The sequence below is a fragment of the Cellulomonas sp. McL0617 genome (assembly GCF_049994875.1).
Classification (GTDB): domain Bacteria; phylum Actinomycetota; class Actinomycetes; order Actinomycetales; family Cellulomonadaceae; genus Cellulomonas.
Window position 1 is genome coordinate 274833 of the sequence record NZ_CP188256.1, and the last position, 11783, is coordinate 286615.

Genomic DNA, 11783 nt, shown 5'->3' on the forward strand with positions numbered 1-11783 from the left:
CCGAATGTGGGCTGTGGGCGGCTGGACACATTGTTCCTTTGTGTCCGTGGATGACACTCCTTTGGTCCCGCGGCATTTGTGCGTTTTCCCGTGAATGTCAGTGGTCCCTGGAATGATTCGTCGTAGGGCAATTCCGCCCGAGCGACGAGCCAGGGGGTGTGCGCGTGACGAACTCGACGACGAACGCGTCCGGCCCTCCGACGCCGAGCCACCCGGTCCACGGCGTGCTGGCCGAGCTGGCAGCCTCGGTCGAGGCGCTCGCGGGCCTGGCCGACCCGACGGTTGCCGGGCGTCTCGACGGTGCCGACGCCGCGGGTGCCGTGCGCGAGGCACTGATGTTGGCAGGTCGGCTCTCGGCCGTCGCCGCGCGACTCGTGCCGGTCGTCGAGGCCGACGGGTGGTGGGCGCTCGACGGCGGTGGGGGGTCGATCACGTCGTGGGTCGCGGCGACGGGACGCCTGTCGCACGGCCAGGCGCGGCGGATGGTCACCCTCGGCCGGGCGTTCCGGGACGACCTGCCGATCGCGGCCGGCGCCGCGGTCGAGGGCGTGATCGGTCTCGAGTCGGCGCATGCCCTGGCATCCGTGACCACGACGCCCGCCCGGCGGTCGGCGCTGAGCGCGTCGGCGGAGGACTGCGGTGAGGAGTTCCTGGTCGACCACGCGCGAGAGCTGCCGGTGGGCCGGCTGCGGATGCTCGCTCGGCGCTGGGCTGCGCGTGCCGATCCTGCGGCCGACGAACGCGGCTACCGGGAGGCCGACGAGCGCGAGTTCCTGGACCTGGCCGATACCACCGACGGATGTCACCTCGCCGGGTTCCTGACCACCGAGCATGGCCACGCTCTGCGGGCTGCGCTCGACGCGATGACCAAACGCACCGCCGAGCACGCCGGCCAGCCAGCGGGTCGAAAGCGCGCACGAGCGCTGACCAACCTGGTCCGCACGGTCCTCGACCGCGACCTCACGGGCGCGACGGGCGCGCACCGGCCGCACATCACGGCGGTCGTGGACTTCGAGACGCTCACGCGGGCGGTGGCCACCCGGCGGCCCGGTCAGCTCACGCGGACCGTCGGCGAGGGTCTCGACGCCGGAGGAGACGGCGCAGAGGCAGCTGCGGCCCTCGGTGCGGCGGCGGGTGCCGGTCGGTCCGAGGGCGGCGAGAGGGCCAGCACTGTCGCCGTCGTCGGTGACACCGAGCGGTTCGGGGTCGCTGAGCTGATCGGGACGGGGCCGATCCCGGACTCCGTGCTGGCACGGCTCGCCTGCGACAGCCAGATCACGCGCGTCGTGTTCGGACCTCAGTCGCAGGTGCTCAACGTCGGGCGTACGGAGCGGACCTACGGCGGGCACAAGCGCCGGGCGATCATCGCGCGTGACCTGCACTGCCGGTACCCGGGCTGTGACGCGCCGCCCGCGATGTCGGAGATCCACCACGTCGAGCACTGGGTGCGTGACAGTGGTGAGACCAACGTCGAGACCGGGTGCCTGCTCTGCTGGGCGCACCACGAGAGCGTCCACGACGCCGGCATCGAGATCCGTCGCGACGACGGCGGACGGTGGAGGTTCACGGATCGACACGGTCAACCGCTCCGGGCGCCCTGAGGTCGACGGACGTCACCTGGAGCCGGGCCCGGCGGACAGCCCCGGCGGTGCGCGCTAGGTTGTCGCCATGGCACGTACCGAGGACCCCCGCACCGCACCTCCGATCCGCTGGGGCATCCTCGGTGCTGGCGGGATCGCCGCCGTCTTCGCGTCGGCGGTCAACTCGCACACCCGTGCGCAGCTCGTCGCCGTCGGCTCGCGCAACGGCGACCGCGCGAAGAAGTTCGCGACCGCACACGGAATCCCGACGGTGCACGTCGGCTACCGCCAGCTGGTCGAGGACGAGCGGGTGGACGCCGTCTACGTCGCCACACCGCACTCGGAGCACCGCGAGCACGCGCTGCTGGCGATCGCGGCGGGCAAGCACGTGCTCGTCGAGAAGGCCTTCACGCGCAACGCCGCCGAGGCGGAGGAGATCTTCGCGGCGGCCCGAGCTGCGGGCGTGTTCGTCATGGAGGCGATGTGGACGCGGTTCCTGCCGCACGTCGACGCGCTCCACCAGGTCGTCGACGCCGGTGAGATCGGCGAGATCATCAACATCTCGGCCGACCACGGGCAGCACTTCGCGTTCGATCCGAAGAGCCGCCTGTTCGACCCCAACCTGGCCGGCGGCGCGCTCCTCGACCTCGGGGTGTACCCGGTCTCGTTCGCGCACGACTTCCTCGGGGTGCCGGACTCGATCCAGGCGGTGGGCCAGCTGACGCAGACCGGTGTCGACGGGCAGATCTCGATCGCCCTCACGTACGGCGAGCGCACGCAGGCCACCCTCATGACGACCCTGTGGGCGAAGTCGCCGACGACCGCCGAGATCTCCGGCACCGAGGGACGCATCAGCGTCGCGGGCGACTTCTACGGGACCACCTCGTTCCGGGTGCAGCGTCTGGACGGCCGCGTCTGGACGTTCGAGAAGCCCGGCGTCAAGGGTCTGCAGTTCGAGGCCGCCGAGGTCGCGCGGCGGGTCGCGCTCGGCGAGGTCGAGAGCCCCCGCATGACGTGGGACAACACGCTCGAGGTCATGCGCACGATGGACGCCGTCCGGGCGCAGGTCGGGGTGGTCTACCCGGGGGAGTGAGTGTCCCCGGCGGCGGCTACCCTGACGCACGTGACCGAGCCTTCGCCGACCTCCAGCCCCCACGGGTTGTTCGTCTCCTTCGAGGGCGGCGACGGCGCCGGCAAGTCCACCCAGGCCCGCCTGCTGGGTGCGTGGCTGCGGGGGCTCGGCCGTGAGGTCGTCCTGACGCGCGAGCCGGGCGGCACCGACCTGGGCGTCCAGCTGCGCGACGCGGTCCTGCACGGCGACCACGTCGACGCGCGGACGGAGGCCCTCCTCTACGCCACCGACCGCGCGCACCACGTCGCATCGGTGGTCCGGCCTGCCCTCGCGCGCGGGGCCGTCGTCGTCACCGACCGGTACCTCGACTCGTCGGTGGCCTACCAGGGCAGCGGGCGGGACCTGGGTGCCGATGAGGTCGAACGCCTCTCGATGTGGGCCGTCGACGGCCTGCTTCCGGCGCTCACGGTGCTGCTCGACCTCGACCCGGTCGCGGGGCGAGCACGGCTGACGGGTGAGCCCGACCGGCTCGAACGTGCGGGGGACGAGTTCCACCGCCGGACCCGTGCGGCGTTCCTGACGCGTGCGAGCGCCGATCCCGGCCGCTGGCTCGTGCTGGACGCCACGCGGCCCGTGGACGACCTCGCGGAGGCGATCCGAGCGCGGGTCACGGCCCTCGGCGACGTCCCCTCGGGCAGGAGCCTCGCGTGACCAGCGTCTGGGACGACGTCGTCGGGCAGGAGCCCGCAGTCGAGGTGCTGCGGACCGCCATCTCGGACCCGTCGGCCATGACGCACGCCTGGCTGCTCACGGGCCCGCCGGGGTCCGGTCGCTCCAACGCCGCCCGCGCGTTCGCGGCGGCGCTGCAGTGCGCGACCGGCGGCTGCGGGGTCTGCCACGACTGCACGACGACGTTGCGCGGTCTGCACCCGGACGTCACGGTCGTCGCGACCGAGGGCGTCTTCATCCGGGCCGAGACCGCGCGGCCGCTGGTCGAGCTCGCCCAGCGCAGCCCGGCGCAGGGGCGCTTCCGCGTGATCATCATCGAGGACGCCGACCGCCTCAACGACACCAGCGGGAACGCGCTCCTCAAGGCGATCGAGGAGCCGGCAGGCCGCACGGTATGGCTGCTGTGCGCGCCCAGCCAGGAGGACGTGCTGGTGACCATCCGGTCGCGCTGCCGCAGCGTGGCCCTGCGGGTCCCGCCGGTCGACGCGGTCGCGGCGCTGCTCGTGTCGCGCGACGGGATCGACCCGGCCGTCGCCGTCATCACCGCGCGCGCGGCCCAGAGCCACGTCGGCATCGCCCGTCGGCTCGCGCGCGACCCGCAGGCGCGTGCCCGACGGTCGGCGGTTCTGGGCATCGCCGCCAAGATCCGTGGCGTCGGCGACGCCGTGCTCGCCGCCGGGGAGCTCGTCGAGACCGCGCAGGCCGACGCCAAGGCGGCGACGGAGGAGCGCGACGCGCACGAACGCGCCGAGTTGCTGCACGCCATGGGCGCCGAGGGAGCCGCGACCTTGCCACCGTCGCTGCGCGCCCAGGTCAAGCAGCTCGAGGAGGAGCAGAAGCGGCGCGCGACCCGTGCGCAGCGCGACGTGCTCGACCGCGCGATGGTGGACCTTCTCTCGCTCTACCGGGACGTGCTCGTGGTGCAGCTCGGCGCGGGCGTCGAGCTGGTCAACGTGGAGCACGAGGCGTCGGTGCGCGCGCTCGCGGAGTCGAGCACCGCCGAGCAGACGCTGCGGCGGATGGACGCGGTCGGTCAGGCGCGCACCCGGTTGGGCGGCAACGTCGCGCCGCTGCTCGCGGTCGAGGCGATGGCCGTGGCCCTGCGCCCGCAGGGCTGACGGCCTGGACGCGCGTCGTAGGACCGGGCGGGTCTCCCAGCAATCTCCGCGAGACTCCCACGGGCCGTCCAGCCGCGACGGCTACCGTGTGGGCATGCTGCCGTCGATCGCTCACCCCGCCGCGTCCCGACGCGACGCGAACGACCGCCGACCGCGCGGGCCGCGCCGTCTCGCCGCCGCCGTCGCGACGCTCGTCGGCCTCGCCCTCCTGCTGTCCGGCTGCGTGGCCCCGAAGAACCAGACGACCATCTCGACGCCCGCTGCGGCCGCGCCGTCGGTGTCGGCCGGCCCGCTCGCGGCGTTCTACGACCAGGCGCTCGAGTGGTCGTCGTGCGACGCCGGCGAGTGCGCCACGGCCCAGGTGCCCGTGGAATACGCGAACCCCGCCGGCGGTTCGATCGGCATCGCGCTCGCGCGGTCCCGGGCCACGGACGACGACCCGATCGGCTCGCTGCTCATCAACCCGGGCGGGCCCGGGGCGTCGGGCGTGGACTTCCTCAAGGGTGCCAAGGACCGGATCAGCAAGGACGTCCAGAAGCACTACGACCTGGTCGCCTTCGACCCGCGCGGTGTGCAGCGCTCGAAGCCGATCACCTGCCTGGACGGCCCGGGAACCGACAAGCTGCTCGCGTTCGACCCCGACTACTCGACCGACGCGGGCATCCAGCACGTGATCGACATCTACGGCGAGTACGGCGCAGCGTGCCTGAAGAAGACCGGTCCCGCGCTCGCGCACGTCGACACGATCAGCGCGGCCCGCGACCTCGACATCCTGCGTGCGGCGCTGGGTGACGACCAGCTGCACTACCTCGGCTTCTCGTACGGCACCGAGCTCGGCGCCACGTACGCGGCGCTCTTCCCGACGACGGTCGCCAAGATGGTCCTCGACGGCGCGCTGCCGCCGACGCTGACCAGCGACGAAGTGTCCGAGGGTCAGGCGGCCGGCTTCGAGGGTGCCCTGCGGGCGTACGTCGCGGACTGCCAGGCGGGCAGCGACTGTCCGCTGACGGGATCGGTCGACCACGGTCTCGACCAGGTCCGTCGCCTGCTCGACCGTGCGCGCACGAACCCCCTGCCCACCAGCACGGACCGCGAGGTGACGGGTGCCCTGGCGTTCCTGGGCATCGCCCAGCCGCTCTACTCCAAGAGCTGGTGGCCGTACCTCACCCAGGCGCTGCAGGGGGCCATCCGCAAGGGCGACGGCACGGTCCTGCTCGAGCTCGCGGACTTCTACGCGGACCGGCAGGCCGACGGGACGTACAGCTCGAACATGATCGACGCCTTCAACGCGATCAGCTGCGTCGACCACCCCAACGACCCGACGCCGGACTTCGACGCGATGCGCGCCGAGGCCGCGCAGATCGATGCGGTGGCGCCGACGGTCGGCCGCTACTTCGGGTACGGAGAGACGCTCTGCGCGAAGTGGCCGGTCCCGTCGGGCCCCGAGCTGACCGACTTCTCGGCGCAGGGCGCGCCCCCGATCGTCGTCATCGGCACCACGAACGACCCGGCCACCCCCTACCCCTGGGCCCAGAAGATGGCCGCACTGCTCTCGAGCGGCGTCCTCCTGACCTACAAGGGCGAGGGCCACACCGCCTATGGCGCGTCCAACGACTGCGTCACCAAGGCCGTCGACACCTACCTGCTCGGTGGCGATGCGCCGGCGCCGGACACGCACTGCTGAGGACGTCCTCGAGTTGCCGATCGACGGCTTCCAGGTGACGGTGGCGGCATGGCTGTCACCGAGAGACTGAGCGCCGGGCTGGTCGTGCGATCGCTGCTCGTCGGCTGGGCGTCGGGTGCCCGCGCATCGCTGGGCCCGGGGTCTGCGACGCTGACCGGCGGCGGGCGCCGGGTCGTCCGCGTGGGTGCGGCCACCTCGATCGTCGGCGAGCTGGTCGGCGACAAGCTGCCGACCGCACCCAGCAGGTTGGCCCACGGCGGCGCCGGGCTCCGCGCGATCGCCGGCGCGACCGCTGCGGTGATGCTCGCGCGCCGGGTCGGCGCACCGCCGGTCGTCCCCGCGCTCGCGGGCGCGGTCGCCGGGTTCGTCGGCACCCACGCGGGCGCGTCGTGGCGCAGGTGGGCCGTCGGTCGGATGCCCGACGTGCAGGCGGCCCTGCTGGAGGACGTGGTCGCGATCGGAGCCGCCGCCCTCGCCTGCCTGCCCGGGCGGCCGACCGGCTGAGGCTCGCTTTGGAGCGGGCGGGGTCGTGCGGGTACAGTTGGCGCGCTCGCCGAGGTCCCCGGACCGCGACGACGCCGCCTTAGCTCAGTCGGCAGAGCGTCTCACTCGTAATGAGAAGGTCTGGAGTTCGATTCTCCAAGGCGGCTCACCCTCGAAGGGCCCCTGATCAGCGGAAACGCTAGTCCGGGGCCTTTGGCGTGGCCGGCCGCAACGACCGTCGGGTGCCAATCTGGGTGCCAAGTGGTAGCCACGATGGAGCGTTTGAAGGGCTCGTGAGTCCCCTCGTCAGTAGCGCGCAGCCGCCTGACCTGCAGAGACGCTCGCGGTCGCCTGCCGGGGACTGGCATGACACCTCATGCGTAGCGAGAAGGTCATTCGAATGCTCCGCGCACTCAGATGGTTCGTACTGACGGGCTCCCGTTCGGAGAGTGAAGCCCGATCGCCATCCTCTTGACGATGGCGCATCACACCCGGAGGTTCGGCAGGAGCTCACAGAGCACATGGGAACTGTCATCACCGTCGCGGGTTCGGGTCACGGTTGGAGTGAGCGCCAGCACGACGGCGGGCGGCCTTGGTAACCAATGGGAGAGCAGCACCAGGGCCGCGAGCCCTGCTCCGCGTTGCCCCGCTGGATGACCGCGGGCTGCGCGGATTGCGCGAATGCCTGTGACCAGCGGGGCGCACCCCTTGGAACTCGTTCTGGGCCGATCGTGCTCGCACCACGCCCCCGCCACAGCCTGGGCCGGCTCCAGAGCTGCTTCGACCGGAGGAAGGCGGCGGCCTCCCTCGAGTGCGAAGGACCAGCTCGGGCGGACCAAGTGCCCGACGAGTCATAGCTCATTGGGCCGCAAGAGGGAACGTCACTCGATTCGGCCACGGTTCACGAGGTTTGCCGATACCTTCCGTGCGCCCGCACACTCCGTGGTGTAGGGGTGCGCGATCGGTGGCCGTGATGCGTGGTGGGCGTTATCGGGCGGTTAGACGGGCAGCATGGTCGGCGGTCGCTTGTGTGGCCGTTGTGGCGGTATCGCTCGGTGCGCTGAGTGCAGCGCCAGCCGTAGCCGGCGTCAAGCGAATGGGGATCCGAAAAAAATGAGGTTTGAACAGCGGGCCAATTTGTGCGCCGGCGGGTATGTCAAGTGTTAAAAGGGCGACTGCCCAATCTCGTCATCGTATTGGCTGTCGCGCTGCTGGCTTCCTCGTGCGAGATAGAACCTGACGCTCCACCGCTCGGTGTGCGTATCGACGATGGCGTCGTGTCGATCCTTGTGCCGAACTGTCCCGACGAACCTGTGGAGTCGGCCGAGGTAGACCGGATGGCGGCCGATGTGCCGTCCGATCCACCGTGGAAAGCGTCGGGCTTCACTGGTGAAGCCAGTTCCGGGATCGTTCTGGGCTCGGCGGACTGGACCTCCGTCGACGGCAGCTACGCAGGATGGACTTGGTTCAGCGCGACCATCAACACCCAAGGCAACACGTATGGAACGGCGGTACAGAACGCCGCTCAGATCGCGGAGATGACGTCCCTGCCGACCGGATCGTTCTGGGTGGACGGCCACGTCATGACGACGAAGGAGTATCAGGCCAGAGTCAGGAATTCCCCTGCGCGCTGCCGACTATCGCCTCGCACGGAAGATGACTTCGCGACGACCCTGTTAGAGGCCCGCGCTCTTCGGTGTGGGGCGTGTCTCGCAGATTGCCGCTCACCGTCCTAGTGCAGGCTGGGGATCAGCCCGGCCGGGCAACTGGTCAGTTCTCGCACTAATCCGGTGCGCGCGAGATGGAGCCGTACCGTGCCCGGACCGGCATCTCGCGCAGACGGAGCCTGACCCGGTTGTCCGGACAGTTGCGCGTCAAGGTCGGGGGCCACCCTGGGTGCCAACCGCAGCGAGTTGGCGTGGACGAGCGTGGACGCCGCTGGAACAGCTGGGCGCCCTGACCTGCAGAGATCGACGTCGCCCAACCTCACCCGTACCCCCGGATCTACCTCGTAATGAGAAGGTCTGGAGTTCGATTCTCCAAGGCGGCTCACCCTCGAACGGCCCCTGATCAGCGGAAACGCTAGTCCGGGGCCTTAGGCGTGGCCGGCCGCAACGACCGTCGGGTGCCAATCTGGGTGCCAAGTGGTAGCCACGATGGAGCGTTTGAAGGGCTCGTGAGTCCCCTCGTGAGTAGCGCGCAGCCGCCTGACCTGCAGAGACGCTCGCGATCGCCTGCCGGGGACTGGCATGACATCTCATGCAAGGTGAGAAGGTCGTCGAAGCGCCGCCCGCGCCGACGTGGACCCGCCTTTGGCGTGACGAGCGGGTGCTTGTGGCGCCGCTATGGGTGGGCCGCGTGGAGGTAGCGCACCGTGGTCCGACGCTGGATCGCCGCAGTGACCGGCCCACCGATACGAGCCAGGCGGCTGGCGGGGCGGGAGAACGCGACGAGCTCGAACTCGACGGTCCCGTCCTCTCGAAGCGCGACGATGAAGCTTTCCTCCCCACACTCGGGATGTCCGGGCAGGGTCCCGTACGCGAAGCCCTTCCGGTCGGGCTCGTCGACGACGTACACGATCCGGCACGGCGCCCAGACCCGCACGGGTCCGAGACGGATCCCGATGCGGTGGTCCTCACCGACGCGAACCCGATGCCCCGGGACGACCTCCAGGCCTGCACCGCGCTGGATGCCCCAGGTCAGGACCGTCTCGGCGCGCTGCTCGAAGAGCTCGCGACCGGTCCCGACCGTCGTGGACGCGCGCAGGTGGTGATACCCGGCCGGCAGCTCCGTGGCGGTCGCTCCCACTTCGGGATAGGTGACGCTCACAGGTCAGCTCAGCCGTTCCGCGACGACCGACTCGACCAGCTCGCGCACCAGCTCCACGACGCGCACACTACCGGCCCGCGCCATGGCCAAGGCCCTACGCAGCTTCGTCCCCGACGGCCGACAGCTGGGCCAGGCTCCCGTCAATGAGCACGGCCTCCGCGAACAACCGCACGGCGCGGGCGGCGGTCGCCAACCGCCGGGTTGGCGTCGTCCTCGAACGGACGCGGCGCGGTCAACGCCGCAGAACCAGGGCTTAGCGCCGTCGGGGCCAGAGTGTCGAAGCGCACTGATCGCATCATCGGCGTGATGCTCGATTGGTCACCATCATCAGGAGCGCCACGACCGTGACCATCAGGGAGACACGCCGCTCGGAGGTCCAGCGAAGACACCTGCCCCGACTCGATGTTGAAGGCCGTTCCGGCGCACGGTGGGGTGTTCAATGCTGACCGTGCCAGCGGATACGAAGATGACCGGGACGATTGGTGAGCACTACGTCGCGTCGATGCTGGCGCGCCATGGCTGGGCGCCGGCGTTGACCCGCGATGGCTTGGAGCGAACCGACATCCTTGCAGTGCAGACGCAGGGCAACCGGGCGATGATCGAGGTACAGGTCAAGAGTGCGCGTGGCTCTGGGCAGAACTTGTCCTGGCCACTCGGGCTCAAGGAGCAGACACGCGCCCGCAACTCGCGGGAGTGGTTCGTCTTCGTCGCGATCGACGCCCAGCCGACCGGCCCCGTGAGGTGTTTCGTCGCGCCGCGTGACCACATTGCGGCAGCGGCATGGATAGAGCACATGCACTGGCTGACCGAGCCGGGCATCGCACCTGGGAAGCGAAACGTCGGACCGGACCGGGCGCGCTCGGCCCTTTCCACGTTCGAGCGTTACGAGAACCGCTGGGACCTGCTGCTTGAGTCTGCGTTCGACGCTCCTGTGCTGCTGCCGCCGAGGTTCCGCGACTACGCGCTCGAGGACCGCGTCGGGCTGCCAGCCGATCACCGATGGGCGGCCGCCCTTCCAGCCTGGGGGTAACCGGCCCCCTGAAAATGGCTCACGACCTACAACACTGAACGCAACCACTCCGCCATCGGCGCCGCCCCGATCACCCGACTGGCACCAACGTGACGGGCCAAGTTCCGGCGTTGAGGACACGCGGCTGTTCGCCGACCTCCGTGGTCGGATGTCCACAACGAGCCATATTCGGTCGGTTGCGACCTGGCGGGCGGCTCTGCACGACACGCCCGGGAGGAGGCGATGGCTTCCTCGAGGCTGGCGGGAAGCGAGTTGACTTTCCTTCTACCCCCGTAGGCAGAGGTACGCCATTCCGAGGACGCCCCGGTAGCCGTCTTCGTAGGCGGTGCGCTGACGCTCGTGTCGCCCACGCACTTCGGCCGCGGCGGGATGATCCGCTCCATTCAGTTCTATCCAGCGGGTGTATCTGGCGCGAAAACCAGCCTCGAAGACGTCCCACTCCTGGAGGTCTGCCTGATCGCAGTCCACTACCTCAAATCCAGCGGCGCGGGTTTGCTCTATCAGAGCACCTGCCGTCAAGTACTCATCATCACGACCAGCCAAGGGTGCCGTCGCGGCCGGATGAGGGGGTTTCGACCAGATCGCCTCGCCGTAGACCAGCCGACCCCCGGGGCCCACCAGACCTCGGAGGGCACGCAGAGCTGCGGCGTAGTCGACCGGCTGCTCGTCTTCTACCGGCGGCCCCCAGATCTGGCTCGCTCCAATGCAAATAACTGCGTCCGCGGGGTCGCTCTCGAGTTCCATCCCCGGCATCGCCTCGAAGGTCGCTCTATCGGCTAGCCCACGAACCGCCGCCTGCTCCGTCGCGCGGGCGATCGAGGCCGCTGCGCTGTCGACGCCGCGGCCCTGCGCCTGCGGTGCCGCCGTCAAGACCCGAAGTAGGAGTTCGCCCCACCCGCACCCCATGTCGAGAACCTCAGCGGGCTCCGGTTCAGACAGAAATCTCACGAGTCGCGCGGACCGTTCCTCGGAGAGAGGGGTGAGCCAGGTCAGCGACTCGTAGAGGGGCGGTAGTACGAGGGTGCTGTGATCTGTCATCCGGCCATCTTCCCAACCCCCGACCTGTCACTGGAAACGATCTGTGCGGCGGCCCCCAGGCGCTGTTCGCGTCCTGCCCGACGCCCTTACCGCCGCTGGCTTTCACGCGCCGTGGGGGCACCTGCAGGCCCTCCTGACGCCACAGCCGCTCGACACGCTTCTTGTTCACCGCCCACCCCTCGGCGGCCAACGGCCCATGGATCCTCCGATACCCCCACCG

Annotated in this window: 11 protein-coding genes and 1 tRNA gene; 9 read left to right on the forward strand and 3 right to left on the reverse strand. The window is 70.4% G+C overall.

Annotated features, from left to right (window positions below):
- Positions 1-164 precede the first annotated feature (164 nt).
- The 8 genes from ACPPVS_RS01295 (at position 165) to ACPPVS_RS01330 (ending at position 8402) form a co-directional block, all read left to right on the forward strand.
- Positions 165-1601, forward strand: coding sequence for a DUF222 domain-containing protein (locus tag ACPPVS_RS01295; RefSeq protein WP_426594142.1), 1437 nt, complete (start codon positions 165-167; stop codon positions 1599-1601).
- A gap of 67 nt (positions 1602-1668) precedes the next feature.
- Positions 1669-2673, forward strand: coding sequence for a Gfo/Idh/MocA family protein (locus tag ACPPVS_RS01300; RefSeq protein WP_426594143.1), 1005 nt, complete (start codon positions 1669-1671; stop codon positions 2671-2673).
- 30 nt (positions 2674-2703) lie between these two features.
- Positions 2704-3363 carry a dTMP kinase gene (gene tmk / locus ACPPVS_RS01305; protein ID WP_426594145.1) on the forward strand — a complete coding sequence of 220 codons (660 nt, stop codon included), beginning with the start codon at positions 2704-2706 and terminating at the stop codon, positions 3361-3363.
- A complete protein-coding gene (locus tag ACPPVS_RS01310) occupies positions 3360-4499 on the forward strand; it encodes a DNA polymerase III subunit delta' (RefSeq protein ID WP_426594147.1) in 1140 nt (379 codons plus the stop codon). Before tmk ends, ACPPVS_RS01310 begins: the two co-directional genes overlap by 4 nt.
- A gap of 94 nt (positions 4500-4593) precedes the next feature.
- Positions 4594-6183, forward strand: coding sequence for an alpha/beta hydrolase (locus ACPPVS_RS01315; RefSeq protein ID WP_426594149.1), 1590 nt, complete (start codon positions 4594-4596; stop codon positions 6181-6183).
- 48 nt (positions 6184-6231) lie between these two features.
- Entirely contained in the window at positions 6232-6687 is a 456-nt protein-coding gene (locus ACPPVS_RS01320; protein ID WP_426594151.1) for a hypothetical protein, read from the forward strand.
- A gap of 73 nt (positions 6688-6760) precedes the next feature.
- Positions 6761-6833: transfer RNA gene (locus tag ACPPVS_RS01325), tRNA-Thr, on the forward strand.
- A gap of 1089 nt (positions 6834-7922) precedes the next feature.
- On the forward strand, positions 7923-8402 hold the full coding sequence (locus tag ACPPVS_RS01330) for a hypothetical protein (RefSeq protein ID WP_426594152.1): 480 nt from the start codon (positions 7923-7925) through the stop codon (positions 8400-8402).
- A 607-nt stretch (positions 8403-9009) separates the two neighbouring features.
- Here ACPPVS_RS01330 and ACPPVS_RS01335 read toward each other — a convergent pair.
- Positions 9010-9495, reverse strand: coding sequence for a DUF1990 family protein (locus ACPPVS_RS01335; protein WP_426594154.1), 486 nt, complete (start codon positions 9493-9495; stop codon positions 9010-9012).
- A 439-nt stretch (positions 9496-9934) separates the two neighbouring features.
- Here ACPPVS_RS01335 and ACPPVS_RS01340 point away from each other — a divergent pair, with 439 nt between their 5' ends.
- Positions 9935-10525, forward strand: a complete 591-nt coding sequence (locus ACPPVS_RS01340; protein ID WP_426594156.1) for a hypothetical protein — start codon at positions 9935-9937, stop codon at positions 10523-10525.
- A 264-nt stretch (positions 10526-10789) separates the two neighbouring features.
- Here ACPPVS_RS01340 and ACPPVS_RS01345 read toward each other — a convergent pair whose 3' ends face one another.
- Both ACPPVS_RS01345 and ACPPVS_RS01350 read right to left on the reverse strand, forming a co-directional pair.
- The gene (locus ACPPVS_RS01345; protein WP_426594158.1) at positions 10790-11563 is read right to left on the reverse strand and encodes an SAM-dependent methyltransferase; all 774 of its coding nucleotides are present in this window, start codon (positions 11561-11563) and stop codon (positions 10790-10792) included.
- Complete coding sequence (locus ACPPVS_RS01350) at positions 11457-11753, reverse strand: hypothetical protein (RefSeq protein WP_426594160.1); 297 nt, start codon at positions 11751-11753, stop codon at positions 11457-11459. The genes ACPPVS_RS01345 and ACPPVS_RS01350 overlap by 107 nt, the downstream gene beginning before the upstream one ends.
- Between the last annotated feature and the right edge of the window lie 30 nt (positions 11754-11783).